Raw genomic sequence first — 17,468 nt, 5'->3', positions numbered from 1 at the left:
GACGCGCACGGATTTGCTCGGCGCACACGGATTTGCCGACGAATTTGTGCGCGGCTGGACGGTGGGTGCGCGGCGTTGTGCGGGCTACCGGATGGGCTGGTGCTCGAGGAGGAACTGCGAGATGGTGTCGGTTTGGCCGAGGATTGCGTGGCCGACGTCGGGGAGGACGTGGACTGTCGCGTGGGGGGCGCAGTGGCGGATGCGGTCGGCGGTGACTGCGGAGTCGAGCATGACGTCGCGGGTGCCGACGATGACCAGCATCGGCATGGTCAGGGTGCGTAACGCGTCGTCGGAGAATATGGGCAGGCGCTCGGTGCGCGGTTTGAACTCGGCGAAGGTCAGGACCACGTCGTCGAGGACTTTCTCGGCCAACGGGATGTCCAGGCCGGTGACGATGGCGGCCGTGCGGCGCACGCCGCGGCGACCGAAGAGGCGGAGGAACAACGCTTTTGGCAGCCAGCCCATCAGCTGTGCGCCGATACCGGCGGGGCACAGCAGGGCGAGCCGAGTTATCCGGCCAGGCCTGCGGATGGCGTAGTCCAGCGCCACCCAACCGCCGAGGGACATCGCCGCGAGCGAAATATTGCTCAGCCCAAGACCTTCCAGCACGTCGTCGAACCACAGCGCGACCCGATCGGAATCAAGGGGTGGCCGGGACGGCGCGCTGGCGCCGGGCTCGCCGATGATGTCGACGGAGTAGGTGCGGAAATGCGTTGCCCAGGAAGCGATATCGCCACGCCAATTCGCGGTGTTCCCGCCGGAACCATGCAGCAGCACCAGCGGCGGCGCGTTCTCCGGGCCGGAGACCACGACGAAAGTCTCGCCTTCGCGGGTCGGCACCCGCCGATGCTCAGCGGGTACGGGCCACTCCGCCAGCAATTCCGCGTAGCGCTGCTGGACCTTTCGCGCGCCGCGCTCCGACTTGTAGATCGTGGTCAGGCTGCCTCCTCCCCCACGCTCGGAGTCCGCCGTGACAATGTTCCGCTCGCTCATGACGCGAGCACCCCTTCCATGTAGTCGAACAACCGTGCTGTGTCCGCAAGACCGCCCAGGACAATGACTTTCAGCCGCGCCCGCTCCGCGTCGTACAGCGTCTCGATCCGCAACGGATCGCCCTCGCCGGAACGGGTGTTCGCCGCGGCCATCAGCAGCGTGGTCACCCGGTCGGCCAGCTCCCGGCTGATCGCCTCGACCTGAACGATGCTCGACACCTCGGTGTGCCGCTGCCGCCCCACCGTCACCCGCACCGGCGCGGGCACCGGCAACCCGGTGAACGCCTCGAGATCCGCCTCCGCGATCCGATACTGCTTCCCGATCCGCACCGCCTGGAGTCGCCCGTCCCGCACGTAGTTGCGGATCGTGCGCACATGCAGCCCCAGGCGCTCAGCCACCTGCTCCACCGAGTAGACGCGATCAGTCACCAAAATACCCTAAACTCCCCTATTGAAGATCTCAATAGGGAAGTTTGCGGATAAGACGAGACAGAGCCCGACTACCGTCGCGCCGCACACCTCCTGATTTCCAGCACACCGACTCGCCGCACTGACACGCGTGCGGATGTCAGAAGGTGTGCGGCTGCCGCGACGTCAGTCGGCGGTGCGGGGTGGGTTCACGGTGACGGTGTCGATGTGGCAGCGGCGGCCGTCGGTGGTGGTGGGTGGGGTGAGGGTGCCGCCGGTGCCGGTGTAGGTGAGTTCGGGGGTCAGGCAGGCTTGTTGGGCGGCGTCGCGGAAGGTGATGGTGGTGTCGGTGAAGACGAGGCGGTTGGGGATTCTGGCGTTGTCCCAGGGTTCGATGGCGAAGAGGGCCATGTTCTGGGCTTGGGCACGCAGGTTGATCGAGTAGCGGACCGTTCCGGATTGGCCGGTGATGGTTTGGGTCCAGACGCCGGTGGCCTGATCGAGCGCGATGTCCATGTCGAGGGCCTCACCCACCTTCACCGACATCGCGCGACCGGAGTGACAGTCGGCGTAGCGCGGATCCTTGGAGTACACGTTGACGTACTGTCCGGAAATCCACCAGGTCGAATAGGTCGGCGGCTGCTGAACCGGAGCGCAAGCATCACCCCAGGTGAGCACGGGTTGCAGGACACCGAGCCCGAGCGGATAGTAATTTCGGCCACCCTCACGCGGCTCCAGACCGGGCCACAGGAACATCGTCCCCACCCGCGCCGGCTTCGCCGGAACAACGAAATGCGTCTGCATCCGCACCATTTCGTTCGCCGCCGGAATCTTGAAATAGATCCGCGACTGCTGATCCGGTTGCAGCGGAATCGGTTCCGTGTGCGGCGCCAACATCCCCGGCGGCGCCGGAGCAGTAGGCGGCTCCGCCAACGAACCAGGCACCGCAACGAAACCCGCTGCCACTATTGCGATTACGACGGTAACAAGACGACGAGCCCCAGCTCTACGTTTAAAGTTCATACTTGCAAATAGAATCACACGTCATTGCCACCAAGAGCGCCCCCGACTGGGGAAAGACAAAACCCCAGGCCCACCCTTCCCCAATCACGTTCCTGCGAAAGCAATTACCGAGATACCGAACCTCAATTCACCCCAAAGCCCATCGCGCACTTGATTGATTGTTCGAATACCTAGCGCCAGGTGTACACACAGCACAAAGAATATGTGCACCTTTAACACAGTCAAATAACCAAGCCATGACGAGGTGCTCGCGTGTCTATCCAGACGCAGTCGGCGTCGCGGGCGGCCCGCGCAACGGCGAGTCTCGGACGAGGCGACCGGATCGTACAAATCAGGCAGCAACCCTGCGTGGCAAAGTGGCATCACAGCAACGCAATTCGCGCTCCATCTCCGCGCTCATGGTCGCGATCGGTCCGGCCGAAGCGGTCACCATTCAACAATGCGAGGAAGCAGGCGGGGTGGTCATCCGATGTGCGGAGCAGCCGGTGACCAACAACGACAAGGTGAGCTGCCCGGCACCCGGCCGGACGACTCGGCTGTGGTGCGTCGGAACGGTGTTCTACGCCATGCCCGATGGCTCGCCGATGGAGGTGTTCGATACCGGTGGCGACAGCAAATATGGACGATAGCGTGGTGACCATGACGAATGAAGTCAGTGCCACCATCCACGGCGCCAGCCCGGCGATCGTCCATCTGTTGCGACGCGCCGCAGCGGTGGCCGCTGCCAACGGCCGGAATGTGCTCAGTCCCGAAGACGTGCAGAGTGCGCTGCTCGACGGACGACCGTCGGTGTTGGAGGTGCACTGGCCGCGGGTCGGTGGGGAGCCGTTGCGGCGAGGTCAGATCAATGATTTCGATCCGACGGCACCGCAGGAGGCCTTGGCCTATCCGGAACTTGTCGAGTTGGTGCGCTCGATCGTTCCCGGGCCGGTGCACGAGAAGTTCAATTCGGCGCAACCGGTCAGCATCACCTACAGCGTGTCCGGTCCGGATGCCGAAGAGTTTCGGGCGGTGATCGATAGGGCTGAGTGAACGCAAACGCGCCCCGGGTAGGTACCCGAGGCGCGTTTGCGTGTCGCCGGGCGATCAGCGCAAGGCGGCTGCCTTGCGGGACAGGCGCTTTGCGGCGGTCTTCGCTGCTGCTTGCGCTTCGGTCGGCTTGTCGGCCGGGGTCTTGGCGGCGGCCTTCTTTGCTGGTGCCTTCTTGGCTGGAGCCTTGGCCGCCGTTGCCTTGGCGGCTGCTTTCTTCGCGGGCGCCTTCGAAGCCTTCGGTGCGTCCGCCTGTTCCAGCGCCTCGCGCAGGAACTGCCCTGTGTAGCTTTCCGCTACGGCGGCAATATCTTCCGGAGTGCCTTCGGCGATCACCGTGCCGCCGCCGGAGCCGCCCTCGGGGCCCATATCGATGACCCAGTCGGCGGTCTTGATGACGTCCAGGTTGTGTTCGATGACGATCACCGTGTTGCCCTTGTCGACCAGACCGTTGATCACCTTGAGCAGCTTGCGGATGTCTTCGAAGTGCAGACCGGTGGTCGGCTCGTCGAGAATGTAGACGGTGCGACCCGTCGAACGCTTCTGGAGTTCCGCGGACAATTTGACGCGCTGGGCTTCGCCGCCGGACAAGGTCGGAGCACTCTGACCGAGACGGACGTAACCGAGGCCGACCTCTACCAACGTCTTGAGGTAGCGGTGGATCGAGCTGATCGGCTCGAAGAACTCCGCGCCCTCCTCGATGGACATGTCGAGGACCTCGGCGATGGTCTTGCCCTTGTAGTGCACCTCGAGGGTTTCCCGGTTGTACCGCGCACCGTGGCACACCTCGCACGGGACGTACACGTCCGGCAAGAAGTTCATCTCGATCTTCAGCGTGCCGTCGCCGGAGCACGCCTCGCAGCGACCGCCCTTGACGTTGAACGAGAATCGACCCGGCTGATAACCGCGCACCTTCGCCTCGGTGGTCGACGCGAACAGGGTGCGGATCTTGTCGAACACGCCGGTGTAGGTGGCGGGGTTGGAGCGCGGGGTGCGGCCGATCGGCGACTGATCCACCTGGACCAGCTTGTCCAGATCGTCGAGTCCCTTGATCCTGGTGTGCCGGCCGGGCACCTGCCGGGCGCCGTTCAGCTTGTTCGCCAGCACGGTCGCCAAGATGTCGTTGACCAGTGTCGACTTGCCGGAACCGGAGACGCCGGTGACCGCGGTGAGCACACCGAGCGGGAAGTCCACCTCGATGTCGCGCAGGTTGTGCTCGGTCGCGCCGACCACGGTGAGCAGGCGCTTCTTGTTGATCGGACGGCGAACCAGCGGCAGCTCGATCCGCTCCCGGCCGGAAAGGTAAGCGCCGGTGAGGGATTCGGGTTCGGTGAGCAGGTCGGCGTAGGTGCCGCTGTGCACCACGCGACCACCGTGCTCGCCGGCCAGCGGGCCGATGTCGACCACCCAGTCCGAGGCGCGGATGGTGTCCTCGTCGTGCTCGACCACGATCAACGTGTTGCCGAGATTGCGCAGCCGGGTGAGGGTTTCGATGAGCCGCCGGTTGTCCCGCTGGTGCAGGCCGATGGACGGTTCGTCGAGCACGTAGAGCACGCCGACCAGACCGGAACCGATCTGCGTGGCGAGCCGGATGCGCTGCGCCTCACCGCCGGACAGCGTCGCCGCGGCCCGGGACAGGGACAGGTATTCCAGCCCGACGTCGAGCAGGAACCCGAGCCGCGCCTGCACCTCCTTGAGCACCTGCCCGGCGATCGCGGCCTCGCGCTCCCCCAGCGTGAGCGAGTTCAGGAACTTGGAGCACTCCCCGATGGACAGATCGCTGACCTCGGCGATCGACTTGTTGTCGCCGCCCGCGTCGATGGTGACCGCGAGGATCTCCGGGCGCAGCCGGGCGCCGTTGCAGACCGGGCACGGCACGTCGCGCATGTACCCGTCGTAGTGCTCCTTCATCTGCTCGGACTCGGTGCTCTCCATGCGCCGCTGCAGGAACGGCATCACGCCCTCGAAATCGGCGTAGTACGAACGCTTCCGCCCGTACCGGTTGGTGTAGGAGACGTGCACCTGATCGGAACTGCCCTCGAGCACGGCCTTGCGCGCCTTGAGCGGCAACCGCTCCCACGGCGTGTCCATAGAGAAGCCGATGGACGACGCGAGCCCGGACAGCAGCCGGGTGAAGTACTCCGCGGTCTGCCCGCGCGACCACGGCGCGATGGCGCCGTCGTTCAGGCTGAGTGCCGGATCGGGCACCACCAGGTCCGGGTCGACCTCTTTACGGATACCGAGACCCGAGCAGTCCGGGCAGGCGCCGTAGGGCGAGTTGAACGAGAACGACCGGGGTTCCAGGTCTTCGATGTCAAGCGGATGCCCGTTCGGGCAGGCCAGGCGCTCGGAGAAGCGGCGCTCGCGGTCGTGCGCGTGCTCGTCGCGGTCGACGAAGTCGAGCACCACGATGCCGTCGGCCAGCCGCAGCGCGGTCTCGATCGAATCGGTGAGGCGCTGTTTGGAATTCGATTTGACGGCCAGGCGGTCGACCACCACCTCGACGTCGTGCTTCTCCTGCTTCTTCAGCTTCGGCGGGTCGGTCAGCGGATACACCACGCCGTCGACCCGGACCCGGGAGTAGCCCTGGGTGTTCAATTGCTCGAAGAGATCGACGAATTCACCCTTGCGGGTGCGCACCACCGGCGCGAGCACCTGGAACTTGATGCCCTCCTCCATGGCCAGCACCTGGTCGACGATCTGCTGCGGCGTCTGCCGCTCGATCAGCTCGCCACACACCGGGCAGTGCGGGGTGCCGGCCCGCGCGTAGAGCAGGCGCAGGTAGTCGTACACCTCGGTGATGGTGCCGACGGTCGACCGCGGGTTCCGGTTGGTCGACTTCTGGTCGATCGACACCGCGGGCGAGAGCCCCTCGATGAAGTCGACGTCCGGCTTGTCCATCTGTCCGAGGAATTGCCGCGCGTATGCCGACAGCGACTCCACGTAGCGCCGCTGTCCCTCGGCGAAGATCGTGTCGAACGCCAGGCTCGACTTGCCCGAGCCGGAGAGTCCGGTGAACACGATGAGACTGTCGCGAGGCAGGTCAAGATCGACCCCCTTCAGGTTGTGTTCCCGAGCACCGCGCACAGTCAGGCGTTCCGCCACCAGGTGATTCCCTTCTCATCGTGTTCAAGTGAACCGATAAACGGCTTCCAGACGTATCCGGCCGTCATGCTAAACGCGCCCACCGACAAGTTTCGCTCGCGCGACGCGTACCAGCTACAACAGCGCTGACGCCGGCAATATTGCGGAGGTTGCCCGCAGGGGTGGGTGCTAGCTCCGCCGCAGGTCACCGGACAAGCCGCGGACTTGCCAGCCCTCCGGGTCGACGGTGACCGACAGCACGTCCGAGCCGACCCGCAGCCCGCCGACCCGCAGCGGGAGATAGCGAGCGGGGACCACCGGCGCGACCGACAGCACCCCCTCCGGAACGCTGGGTTCCAGTCTCAACAGCGTACGCAAAAACAACAGCGGCGCGGCAGCGGCCCACGCCTGCGGCGAGCAGGACGTCGGATACGGGACGGGGACGTCGAATTCGGCCCGGTCGAACCCGCTGAAGAGTTCGGGCAGCCGATGACCGAACCGGGTCGAGGCGTCGAGCATGGCCGATACCACCTGATTCGCGTGCTCGGTGAACCCGTAGCGCATCAGGCCCGCGGCGCAGATCGCGTTGTCGTGCGGCCAGACCGAGCCGTTGTGATAGCTGACCGGGTTGTAAGCACCCATTGACGTAGCCAGCGTGCGGATCCCCCAGCCGCTGAACATTTCCGGCGAGAGCAGATGGTCGGCGACCCGCTCGGCTTTGTCGTCGTCCACGATCCCGGTCCACAGGCAGTGCCCGATATTGGAGGTGAGCGCGTCGATTTGCCGCTTGTCCCGATCGAGGCCGATCGCGTACCAGCCGCGATCGGGCAACCAGAACGCCTCGTTGAAGGCGGTTTTCAGCTGCGCGGCCTTGGCCCGCCACCGTTCCGCGGTCGAGTGGTCGCCGGTACCGGCCGCGAGCGTGGCGCGCGCGACGTACGCCGCGTACGTATAGCCCTGCACCTCGGCGAGCGCGATCGGCGCCTCGGGCAGCGTGCCGTCGGCGAAATTGACCCCGTCCCAGGAGTCCTTCCAGCCTTGATTGGCCAGGCCGTGATCAGCGGCACACCGGTATTCGACGAAACCGTCGCCGTCCGCGTCGCCGTACTTCTCGATCCAGTCCAGCGCGCGATCCGCATGCGGCAGCAGGTCATCGCGGATCTTCGGGTCCAGTCCCCAGCGATAGAGCTCGCCGAGCAGCATCACGAACAGCGGAGTCGCGTCGGCGGTGCCGTAGTAGGCGGTGCCGCCGCCGAGCAGCAGCGTCGCCGCCCGCCCGAACCGCACCTCGTGCGGAATCCGGCCCGGCTGCTCTTCGGTCGCGGCCTGCACCTGCGTCCCCTGCAGATCGGCCAGGCTCTGCAAGGTGCCGACCGCGAGCCTGCGGTCCAGCGGCAGCACCATCCACGAGGTGAGCAACGAGTCCCGGCCGAACAGCGCCATGAACCAGGGCGCGCCGGCCGCGACCACCGCGCGCTCGGGATGGTGGGGGTCGAAGATGCGCAGCGCGCCGAGATCGGTGAGGGTGCGTTGCAGGACCGCGGCGAGGGTTTCGTCGTCGGTCTGCACGGTCGGCGAGTTCGCGTACCACTCGCGCAGGCGTTGCGCGGGCGTGCTGCGGCTCACAGGTATGCCGCACGGATAACGCGGTGGCGTGGTGTCGGTGCCGAGGGCGGGCAGGTACTCGATGCAGGCGGACCATTCGCCGCGCCCGGGAAGTGTTACCTCCCAGCATAATTCGCGACCTTCCGCCGTTGCCCCGCTGCCGCTGACGGTCACCGCGACCCCCAACTCGGCCCGGCTGATCTGCACCGCGTTGTCCAGCGCACGCGCCGCGGTGACCACGTCGTGGCCGGTGCGCCCCTCCTTCACCTCGAAGAGATCGGCGAAATCGGCGTCCAGTTCCAGCTTGATCGCGCAGTCGAGCGGAGCGCCGGACAGGTTGCGCACCACCAGGTCCTCGCGCATCCCGTCACCGACGTGCCTGCCGATGATCACCAGCGCGGTGCTGTCCGCGGTGCCGGCCCGCGGCGCGGTCCGGGCCAGCAGCGTCGCGCTGTACGGCTCGTCGTAGCGTACGGTCAGCGGTTGCGGTTCCAGGCCGTCGACGGTCAGCCGCCAATGCGAGAGCACCCTGGTGTCCCGGACGAACAGGCCCGCCGGGCGATTCGGGCTGATCGCACCGCTGGTGTCGCTGATGCAGAAGGTCGAGCCCTCGACCAGCGTGACCCCGGCGTTGATCGCCGTCGGCGCCTCCGTGTCCGAGCCGTCGCCCCAGGGATGGCTCACGCCGCCTGCCTCGGCAAACTCACGCCACCGTGGTGGGCGCCATGACCCGGGTCGTCCGCTCGGCCACGATGCGGCGATAGAGCCGCTCGTGATCGCGGGCCATGCGCAGCCGGCCGAACCGCTGCTCGGCCGCCGCGCGGCAGTCCCGCCGATCGATGGTGTGCAGTCGGTCGAGCGCGTCTGCCATCTCGCCGGCGTCGCGGCACAGGAAGCCGGTCTTGCCGTCCTCGACGATCTCCGGCGCGGCGCCGTTGGGAAACGCGAGAACCGGTGTGCCGCAGGCCAATGCCTCGGCCATGACCAGGCCGAACGGCTCGGGCCATTCGATAGGATTGATCAACGCGTCGGCGTGGCGCACCAGGTCGACCCGGCGCTCGGTGGCTTCCTCGCGCGGTTCGGGATCGTCGGGGCCCATCAGTGGACGCACCCGCTCAGTGTAGTAGCGACGCTCCTCCGGTTCGCGCATCTTGGTGATCATGAGCAGCTTGCGCCGGGCCAGCCGGGCGATCTGCACCGCCCGGTGCACGCCCTTCGTCTCGTTCATCCGGCCGACGAAGATCACGTAACCGCCACCGCCAGGGCCGAATCGGTGCGCGTCGAGGTCGATGCCGTGATGGATCACCTCGGCGATCGGCACGCTGCCCGCCATCCGGCGTTGCGCCTCGGAGATCGCGACGATGCTGGCGTGGCGCGCCATCGACCGGAACAGTTCCTGGCGCATCTCGGAGAACGGCCCGTGGTTGGTGACCACCACCGGCGGCGAGTGCTCCAGCGCGCCGACGAACGGGCCGAGCGAGGTGTGGTCGTGGATGATGTCGGCGTCGGCGAGGGTCTCGTAGGCGGCGAGCACATGCATCAGCTCGGCCTCACCGACGCCGATCTGCGTGGTCGGGTGCTCGTAGAGCGAGTATCGGCGCACCGGGCAGGTGGATTCGCCCACCGTGAACAGGTGCACGTCGTGACCGAGCCGGTCAAGACCGACGGCGAGATTACCGACCACCGCCTCGGTGCCGCCGTAGGCCGGCGGCGGCACCGGAACCCAGGGCGGGACGATCTGCCCGATTCTCATGGCCGCCTGCGTTCTTCGACATCGGCCCATTCCTCGGCGGGCCCCCAGTGCGCGCCGCAGCCGCCGCACCGCGTCAGGGCATCGGGTAGTTGATCGGAGGTCTCGCCACCGCAGCCCGGACAGGCGCGCGGCGCTCCGAAGATCGCACTGAAATCTAGTGTCGCTGAATATGTCATCGCTCGAGTTCCCACGCACATATGAGCCTTATGGCTCCGCTGCCCACGGCCCCTCTGGTTGACTTCATTGCGAGCTTACCCAGAACCTCGTTGTCTACCCGTGGTATTCGTGGGGGGCTGCTTTCGTCCGGTAGGCGACGACAAGGAGGCCGACGTGCTCCAGGTATTTCTGGTCGACGACCACGAGATCGTCCGGCGCGGTCTGATCGATCTGCTGGAGGGTGATCCCGAGCTGACGGTGATCGGCGAGGCCGGGGACGTCGCGCAGGCGATGGCCCGAATCCCGGTGCTACGCCCCGATGTCGCGGTGCTCGACGTGCGGCTGCCCGACGGCAACGGCATCGAACTGTGCCGCGACCTGCTCGCCGAGGTGGACGGGTTGCGCTGCCTGATCCTCACCTCCTACACCGACGAGCAGGCGATGCTCGACGCGATCCTGGCCGGGGCCAGCGGCTACGTGGTGAAGAACATCAAGGGGATGGAACTGGCCGCCGCGATCAAGACGGTCGGCTCGGGCCGTTCGCTGCTGGACAACCGGGCCGCGGCGGCGCTGCGGGCCCGGCTGCGCGACGGCGTGCCCGACGACGACGGCCCGCTGGCCGGGCTCACCGAGCAGGAACGCAAGCTGCTCGCGCTGCTCGGCGAGGGGCTGACCAACCGGCAGATCGCGGCCCGGATGTTCCTGGCGGAGAAGACGGTCAAGAACTATGTGTCGCGGCTGCTGGCCAAGCTCGGCATGGAGCGACGGACCCAGGCCGCGGTGCTGGCCAGCAAACTCGGCGAGCGCTGACTCCGCGCATGCCGGACGTGCCGCACAGCGTGTTCGACACGTTGCGCACCATCGTGGACACCGCGACCCGGATCGCCGACGACAACGCGCGGCTCTACGAGTGGGCGCGCACCCGGCAGGCCTGGATCGAGGCGAACCGGGACATCGCCACCGAGTTCCTGGCGGGCACCGAACCGCACCGGGTGCTCGCCCAGGTGGTCGAGCACGCGCGCACGCTGACCAGGTCGGAGCAGGCGATCCTGGCGGTGGTCGAGTCGGGCATCCCACCCGAGGAGGCCACGGAACTCGTTGTGGCGCAATGGTCGAGGGCCGACGAGCCGGATGAGGGGCAGGTCGTGCGGCTCACCGGCACCGCCGCGGGCAAGGCCTTCGCCGAGCGCGCATCCGTCCGGCTGATCGACGCGCGCGACGTCGATCTCGGCGCGCCGATCGACGCCACCGGGCCCGCGCTGATCCTGCCGTTGCAGACCGCGGGGGTCGTGCTCGGCGTGCTGATCGTGGTGCGCGCGGTCGACGCCGAGCCGTATTCCGACGAGCTCAGCGCGCTGGCCGCGGCGTTCACCGATCAGGCCGCGCTGGCCATGCAACTGGCCGAGGCGCAGCGCCGGGCGCGCGAACTCGACGTGCTCGCCGATCGCGACCGGATCGCGCGCGATCTGCACGACCACGTCATCCAGCGGGTGTTCGCGGTCGGTCTCGGCTTGCAGGGCATGGCCGCGCGGGTCGACGATCCGCAAGTGCGGCAACGGCTTTCGGACGAGATCGATCGGCTACAGGAGATCGTGCACGAGATCAGGACGACGATCTTCGATCTGCACGGCGGCGCGGGCGCGTCGTTGCGCCGCCGCCTGGAGGACGCGGTGCGGCAGCAGACCGCGGCGACCCCGATCCGGGTGCGGCTGCGCGTGGACGGACCGCTGTCGGTGGTCGGGCCCGCGCTGGCCGATCACGCGGAAGCCGTTGTGCGCGAATCGGTCAGCAATGCGGTGCGGCACTCCGGCGGGGACGCGGTGACGATCGAGATCACCGTCGCCGACGAGCTGACCATCCTGGTGCAGGACAACGGATCCGGCGTCCCGGACGATGTAATCGCCAGCGGCCTGGCCAATCTCGCGCAGCGGGCGGCGGAATCCGAGGGCCGGTGCAGCATCGAACCGGCGCCGACCGGTGGCACGCGGGTGCACTGGTCGGCGCCGCTGAGCTGAGGTTCAGGCCGGTTCGACGATCGAGAGGTCGCCGTCGTAGCGGCGGTACAGCAACCGGCCGCGACCGCTGTGCTGCTCGGTGAAGAACAGGAACGGCAGTCCATGATGACAGAGCACATGCGCGGCGCGCTCCTCGTCGAGGATGGGTGCCGGAGCCGAATCCGCGGTCAGCGGAAGCAGATTCACCGTCGGCGGGATGCGCACATCGGCGTCCTGGCGGAACAGCCGGACGCCGAGCGGATCACCCCAGGCCACCACCGCCTCCGTGCCGGACTCGGCATCGGTGAACAGGTAGGCGTCGTAGTCCATCACGTCCATCACCGCCGTCGCCTCCGCGGGCGAGCCGGTGAGCAGGTCGACCTGCTTGCGCCGCACGATCGGGCGCGGCTCGGTGACCTCGGCCAGCGGTGGACGCGCGGGATCGGGCCAATCCCGGGACTGGGTCGTCGCGAGCCGGGCCAGCTGCCGGTCCAGCCGTTCGGCGGCGAAGGTGACCGCGAACCCGCCCGGGCCCGTCACCTGCACGCGCGTGGCGATATTGCGACAGCGAATGTTGGCCTGCACCACGGTCGCCGCGCCCGCCTCGGCCGGCGCGGTGACCCGCACCCTGGTCGCCGCGTCGAGGTGGTGCCTGCGCAACACCCGGCCGATCGCCCGGACTGCCCTCGTCACGTCCACGTCCGGCACCGCGCCGAAGGTAGTCACCGCTAGATCGAGATCGCTTGCGGTGAGCCAGTGTTGTGCTGACGAAGAATTCAACAGCCCCGACGACTTCATGCGACACGCCCTGCCTTCGATATTCAGATCCCGTAGCCCCATGTCACCATCGCAATGCCGTGGCGAACAGGGCCGAAAGTCCCCGAAGGGCGAACTAGACTGGCGCAAGGCGCAGTTCGCGCGCCCACCACAAGGGGAACCCGATATGAGCGAGGACCACGGCAACGACCCCTATTCCGTGCGCGACACCCTCTCGCAACTGCGGTTGCGTGAATTGCTCAGCGAGGTCAAGGAGCGCGTCGAGCTCATCCTGGACTCCCGAGACCGGATGGACGGTTTGGTCGAGGCGATGCTGGCCGTCACCTCCGGCCTGGACCTGGACGAGACCCTGCGCACCATCGTGCGCACCGCGATCAGCCTGGTCGACGCCCGCTACGGCGCGCTCGCCGTGCGCGGGCACGACCAGCAGGTGGTGCAGTTCATCGACGAGGGGATCGACGACGAAACCCGCAGGGCCATCGGACGATTGCCGGAGGGGCACGGCGTGCTCGGCGTGGTGTTCAACCAGTCCAAGCCGCTGCGGCTGGAGGAGATCTCCAAACACCCTGACTCCGTTGGCCTTCCGCCCAACCACCCGCCGATGCACACCTTCCTCGGGGTGCCGGTGCGGATCCGCGGCGAGGTGTTCGGCAGCCTCTACCTGACCGAAAAGGCAAGCGGGCAGCCGTTTACCGACGATGACGACGTCTTGGTCCAGGCGCTCGCGGCCGCCGCCGGCATCGCGGTGGACAACGCGCGGCTCTACGAATCGGCCCGCACCAGGCAGGCCTGGATCGCGGCGACCCGCGACATCGCCACCGAGTTCCTGGCCGGCACCGAGTCCGACCGGGTGCTCGCGCACGTGGTCGAGCACGCGCGCACGCTGACCGGCTCGCACCAGTCCTTCCTGACCGGCCCGGACGACGCGGACGAGCCGGCGGCGCTGTCGGTCACCCAGTGGTGCGGGCCGGGCGAGGGATACGCGGGCAAGCTGGTGAACACCGAGGCAACGGCGCTCGGCGAGGCGTTCACCCGCCGCACCCCGCTGCGCTTCGACGACGCGAGCGCGGTCAACGTCGGCCTAGACCTGCCCGACGCGGGACCGCTGCTGATCCTGCCGCTGTGTACGCCGGACAGCACGCTCGGCGTGCTGACCACGGTGCGGCCGGGCGGCGCCGCCCCGTACTCCGACGAGCTGGTCGAGCTCACCGCCGCGTTCACCGACCAGGCGGCGCTGGCCATGCAGCTGGCCGACGCGCAGCAGCGGATGCGCGACCTCGACATCCTGGCCGACCGCGACCGGATCGCCCGGGACCTGCACGACCACGTCATCCAGCGCCTGTTCGCGGTCGGCATCACCCTGCAGGGAGCGGTCGCGAAGGCTACCGTTCCCGAAGTGCGACAACGCCTTTCGACCGTGGTCAACGACCTGCAAGAGGTGGTGCAGGAGATCCGCACCTCGATCTTCGACCTGCACGGCGGCAACGGTAACCCGCTGCAACAGCGGATCGAGCACGCGATCCGGCAGCAGACCGCCGAAACCACGCTGCGGTCGACGTTTTCGGTGACCGGCCCGCTCTCGGTGCTGGAGGCGGAGCTGGCCGATCACGCCGAGGCAGTCGTGCGCGAAGCCGTCAGCAATGCGGTCCGGCACTCCGGGGCGGATACTGTCGCGGTGGAGATCAGCGTCGACGACGATCTGACCATCGTGGTCACCGACAACGGTTGGGGCATCCCGAACCACGTGGTGCGCAGCGGACTACGCAACCTGGAGCAGCGCGCGCAGAAGGCGGACGGGCAGTTCGTCATCGGCGCGGCCGGAAAGCCGGCCGACGACGAGGCCATGCCGGGCACCCGGCTGAGCTGGTCGGTGCCGCTGCCGTGAGGAACTCAGCCGGCCGGCCCGAGCAGCACCATGGAGTTGTTGCCGCCCATGCCCAGCGACAATTTCGCGGTGATGCCGCCCTCGAACGGCTGTGGCCCGTCCAGCAGGCGCGGATGCGGGGACGCGACGATCGGGGCGGCGGGCACGATGCCGCGGTCGTAGCCGATCGCGGCCGCGGCTACCTCCACGCCCGCGGCCGCACCCTGGCAGTGACCGGCCAGCGGCTTGAGCGCGTAGACGTGCGGTTGATCGCCGAACATATTGGTCAGCAGATCTCGTTCCGCTTCGTCGCATTGCCGGGTGCCGGTGCCGTGCGCGTTGAAATAGCGCACGTCGTCGGCGACCACACCGGCATTGTCCAGGGCGCGGCGCGTGCACTCGAAGATCTGCTCGTGTGTCGGGTCGACCGACACCACGTGATAGGCGTCGTTGGTCATCCCGCCGCCGAGCACCGCCGCGTACGGCCGCTGCACCGAACGGCTCAGCACGAATGCCACCGAGGCCTCACCGATGCCGAAGCCGCGGCTGCCCTCCTGGAACGGGCGGCACGCGTCGAGCGGTTCGGTGTCGGCCACCGAGGCGCCGAGCCGGACGAAGTGATCGACCATGTCGGGGGTGGCGGACATATCGGTGGCGACGCACACCACGTCGTCGGCGATGCCCGCGTCCAGCCACAGCTGCGCGGTGATCAACGCGACGTTGGCCGAGCTGCATGCCGCGGACACGTTCATCGCGGGACCGTGGAAGCCGAATTCCTGCATGAGCACCGAGACCGGGGTGGACGGAATCAGCCGCAGGTAGTCGCGCGGCCGGCGACGGCCGTGATCGACGAGGTAGAAGTCGCGCCAATTGACCACGTCACCGAGCACGATCGCGTGCAGCAGACCGACGGTCCGGCCCGGTTGCCAGCCGCGCCCGAGCGCATCGGTGATCGCCTCTCTGGCCGACTCGTGCATGGCCCGCCCGTACCGGCTGGTGCTGACCGCGTGGTCGCCGCCGTCCGGCACCAGCGAGACCCAGGCATCCTCGTCGCGGTCGGGTCCGTACCCCGACTGGACGGAGGCCGCGGACTTCCCGCTGAGCAGCCCCTGCCACAGGGCGTCGCGTCCCCAGCCGTACGCACTGACGGCACCGATCCCGGCGAACGTCATATGATCTTGATGCTGTTGTCGGTTGTTCGGGTTGGCGCCCGGCATAGCATCGCTCCTTCACCGATTCCTCTGGCCGAACCACAATCGGCCAGATATTAACTAGAAAACCGGTTCTGTAATGATCACCAGACAGTGCCCGATTAAGTGCCCGAACTGTGATCGAAGCAATAGCCTCGACGCTGTGATCTTCTGCACGTCGATACCAGAATAATCCCATGTTCCAATGGCCATAATCGGGTCGACGATCGGGGGTTCGAGTGGGTGAGGACAAGGTAGCCGCTGCGGTCGACGCCGCCGAGCAGCTGGCCGAGCGCTACCGTTCTCTGGTCGAGCACACGCCCGACGGGATCTGTGTGCACGAGCGCGGCATCGTGGTCTACGTCAATCCGGCGACCGTGCGCCTGGTGGCCGCCGAGAGCGCCGACGAGCTGATCGGCAAGCCGCTCACTCAATTCGTCCATCCCAGCTCCATCCCGGGGATGCTGGAGCGCATCAGTCACCTCACCACCAAGGGCGCCGCCTCCGAGCCGACCGAGATGCTGTTGATCCGGATGGACGGCGAGGTGGTGCCGGTGACGACCGTGTCGGTGCTCACCGCCTGGCACGACCATCTCGCCTACCAGGTGGTCATCCACGACCTCACCGCCCAGCGCCACGCCGAAGCCGCCCAGCGCTTGGCCGAACAGCACTTCACCACGGTTGTCTCGCAACTCGAGGAAGGCGTGGTGGTCATCGACCCGAGCGGCCGCATCGAGTCGGCGAACCCGGCGGCCATGCGGATCTTCGGCAACGAGGACTCCGAGGACGCGCTCATCGGCAAGACCATCCAGTCGCTGCCGATCACCCTGCTCGACGCGAACGCCCAGCCGCTGCCGCCGACCCGGCACCCGATCGCCCGCACCCTCGCCACCGGCGAGACCATCACCGGCTACGTGTTCGGCGTCGACCGGGCCGACGGGCAGCGCCGCTGGCTCTCCGGTAGCAGCCGCCTGCTCAACCCCGGCGACCGGCGCTCGTCCGCGGTCTCCTCCTTCGCCGACATCACCGAATTCCGGGCCAGCCGGCGGCAATTGGAATACCAGGCCACCCACGACTCGCTGACCGGGCTGGCGAATCGCTCGCTGATCCTGTCGCAGCTGGCCGGCGCGCTCGCCACCAGCGAGGACCTACCGGTGTCCACGGTGCTGTTCATCGACCTGGACGGGTTCAAGGCGATCAACGACACCCTCGGGCACGCCATCGGCGACACGGTGTTGCAGATCGTCGCGCAACGGTTGCAGCGCGCGTTGCGCGGCGACGACATCGTCGGCCGGCTCGGCGGCGACGAATTCCTGGTGCTGCTCTCCGGCGGCACCCGGCGGGTGGACATCGACGCGCTGGTCGCCCGGCTGCGCTCGACCATGGCCGAGCCGATCATCGCGCGCGGGCACCGGATCGAAGTGAACGCCTCGATCGGCGTCACCCCGCTCACCGTCGGCGACCGCCGCACCCCCGAGGCCGTGCTGCACGACGCTGACCTGGCGATGTACCGGGCCAAGCCGTCCGGGCACCGCGAGGGTTCGGTCAGCTTGGGCCGCCGGCCGAACAGCACACACGCGTCCTGACGGTCGG

The 17,468-nt window shown here is 67.7% G+C and carries 14 protein-coding genes; 6 read left to right on the top strand and 8 right to left on the bottom strand.

Annotation, left to right across the window (positions count from 1 at the left end):
• Nucleotides 1-84: 84 nt before the first annotated feature.
• The 3 genes from F3087_RS41240 to F3087_RS41230 all read right to left on the bottom strand — a co-directional run bounded on the left by F3087_RS41240 (nt 85) and on the right by F3087_RS41230 (nt 2,345).
• The gene (locus F3087_RS41240) at nt 85-993 is read right to left on the bottom strand and encodes an alpha/beta fold hydrolase (RefSeq protein ID WP_223885744.1); all 909 of its coding nucleotides are present in this window, start codon (nt 991-993) and stop codon (nt 85-87) included.
• Nucleotides 990-1,421, bottom strand: coding sequence for a helix-turn-helix domain-containing protein (locus F3087_RS41235; protein ID WP_150407614.1), 432 nt, complete (start codon nt 1,419-1,421; stop codon nt 990-992). The genes F3087_RS41240 and F3087_RS41235 overlap by 4 nt, the downstream gene beginning before the upstream one ends.
• Nucleotides 1,422-1,586: 165 nt before the next feature.
• Nucleotides 1,587-2,345 (bottom strand): hypothetical protein, encoded by a 759-nt coding sequence (locus F3087_RS41230; protein WP_150407613.1) that lies wholly within the window; start codon nt 2,343-2,345, stop codon nt 1,587-1,589.
• 434 nt (nt 2,346-2,779) lie between these two features.
• On the opposite strand from F3087_RS41230, the gene F3087_RS41225 reads away from it, so the two are divergent.
• Together F3087_RS41225 and F3087_RS41220 are read left to right on the top strand one after the other, a co-directional pair.
• On the top strand, nt 2,780-3,052 hold the full coding sequence (locus tag F3087_RS41225) for a hypothetical protein (RefSeq protein ID WP_150407612.1): 273 nt from the start codon (nt 2,780-2,782) through the stop codon (nt 3,050-3,052).
• Nucleotides 3,053-3,062: 10 nt separating this feature from the next.
• Nucleotides 3,063-3,455 carry a hypothetical protein gene (locus F3087_RS41220; protein ID WP_150407611.1) on the top strand — a complete coding sequence of 131 codons (393 nt, stop codon included), beginning with the start codon at nt 3,063-3,065 and terminating at the stop codon, nt 3,453-3,455.
• A gap of 54 nt (nt 3,456-3,509) precedes the next feature.
• Here the strand turns inward: F3087_RS41220 and uvrA are convergent, their stop codons facing one another.
• The 3 genes from uvrA to F3087_RS41205 all read right to left on the bottom strand — a co-directional run bounded on the left by uvrA (nt 3,510) and on the right by F3087_RS41205 (nt 9,894).
• The gene (uvrA, locus tag F3087_RS41215) at nt 3,510-6,557 is read right to left on the bottom strand and encodes an excinuclease ABC subunit UvrA (protein ID WP_150407610.1); all 3,048 of its coding nucleotides are present in this window, start codon (nt 6,555-6,557) and stop codon (nt 3,510-3,512) included.
• Between the two features lie 168 nt (nt 6,558-6,725).
• The gene (locus F3087_RS41210; protein ID WP_150407609.1) at nt 6,726-8,825 is read right to left on the bottom strand and encodes an amylo-alpha-1,6-glucosidase; all 2,100 of its coding nucleotides are present in this window, start codon (nt 8,823-8,825) and stop codon (nt 6,726-6,728) included.
• 19 nt (nt 8,826-8,844) lie between these two features.
• A complete protein-coding gene (locus F3087_RS41205; RefSeq protein WP_150407608.1) occupies nt 8,845-9,894 on the bottom strand; it encodes a glycosyltransferase family 4 protein in 1,050 nt (349 codons plus the stop codon).
• 330 nt (nt 9,895-10,224) lie between these two features.
• On the opposite strand from F3087_RS41205, the gene F3087_RS41200 reads away from it, so the two are divergent.
• Both F3087_RS41200 and F3087_RS41195 read left to right on the top strand, forming a co-directional pair.
• The gene (locus F3087_RS41200; protein ID WP_150407607.1) at nt 10,225-10,860 is read left to right on the top strand and encodes a response regulator; all 636 of its coding nucleotides are present in this window, start codon (nt 10,225-10,227) and stop codon (nt 10,858-10,860) included.
• An 8-nt stretch (nt 10,861-10,868) separates the two neighbouring features.
• A complete protein-coding gene (locus tag F3087_RS41195; RefSeq protein WP_150407606.1) occupies nt 10,869-12,065 on the top strand; it encodes a sensor histidine kinase in 1,197 nt (398 codons plus the stop codon).
• Nucleotides 12,066-12,068: 3 nt separating this feature from the next.
• On the opposite strand, the gene F3087_RS41190 is transcribed toward F3087_RS41195, so the two are convergent.
• Nucleotides 12,069-12,770: a sigma 54 modulation/S30EA ribosomal C-terminal domain-containing protein gene (locus tag F3087_RS41190; protein WP_223885743.1), complete on the bottom strand. Its 702-nt coding sequence runs from the start codon at nt 12,768-12,770 to the stop codon at nt 12,069-12,071.
• 217 nt (nt 12,771-12,987) lie between these two features.
• Between F3087_RS41190 and F3087_RS41185 the strand changes: the two genes are divergently transcribed.
• On the top strand, nt 12,988-14,706 hold the full coding sequence (locus F3087_RS41185) for a sensor histidine kinase (protein WP_150407604.1): 1,719 nt from the start codon (nt 12,988-12,990) through the stop codon (nt 14,704-14,706).
• A 5-nt stretch (nt 14,707-14,711) separates the two neighbouring features.
• Here F3087_RS41185 and F3087_RS41180 read toward each other — a convergent pair whose 3' ends face one another.
• The gene (locus F3087_RS41180) at nt 14,712-15,857 is read right to left on the bottom strand and encodes a beta-ketoacyl synthase N-terminal-like domain-containing protein (RefSeq protein WP_150407603.1); all 1,146 of its coding nucleotides are present in this window, start codon (nt 15,855-15,857) and stop codon (nt 14,712-14,714) included.
• A 257-nt stretch (nt 15,858-16,114) separates the two neighbouring features.
• Here F3087_RS41180 and F3087_RS41175 point away from each other — a divergent pair, with 257 nt between their 5' ends.
• Complete coding sequence (locus F3087_RS41175; RefSeq protein WP_150407602.1) at nt 16,115-17,461, top strand: diguanylate cyclase domain-containing protein; 1,347 nt, start codon at nt 16,115-16,117, stop codon at nt 17,459-17,461.
• Nucleotides 17,462-17,468: the final 7 nt, after the last annotated feature.

Origin of the sequence: Nocardia colli (genome assembly GCF_008704205.1) — a bacterium.
Lineage (GTDB): Bacteria > Actinomycetota > Actinomycetes > Mycobacteriales > Mycobacteriaceae > Nocardia > Nocardia colli.
The sequence above is the reverse complement of the archived record's forward strand: the minus strand, read 5'-3'. Positions and strand labels throughout refer to the sequence as shown.

Coding starts and splice junctions, on each gene's coding strand:
- F3087_RS41240 (WP_223885744.1), bottom strand. CDS start 993: ATGAGCGAGCGGAACATTGTCACGGCGGACTCCGAGCGTGGGGGAGGA.
- F3087_RS41220 (WP_150407611.1), top strand. CDS start 3,063: ATGACGAATGAAGTCAGTGCCACCATCCACGGCGCCAGCCCGGCGATC.
- F3087_RS41205 (WP_150407608.1), bottom strand. CDS start 9,894: ATGAGAATCGGGCAGATCGTCCCGCCCTGGGTTCCGGTGCCGCCGCCG.
- F3087_RS41195 (WP_150407606.1), top strand. CDS start 10,869: ATGCCGGACGTGCCGCACAGCGTGTTCGACACGTTGCGCACCATCGTG.
- F3087_RS41185 (WP_150407604.1), top strand. CDS start 12,988: ATGAGCGAGGACCACGGCAACGACCCCTATTCCGTGCGCGACACCCTC.
- F3087_RS41180 (WP_150407603.1), bottom strand. CDS start 15,857: ATGACGTTCGCCGGGATCGGTGCCGTCAGTGCGTACGGCTGGGGACGC.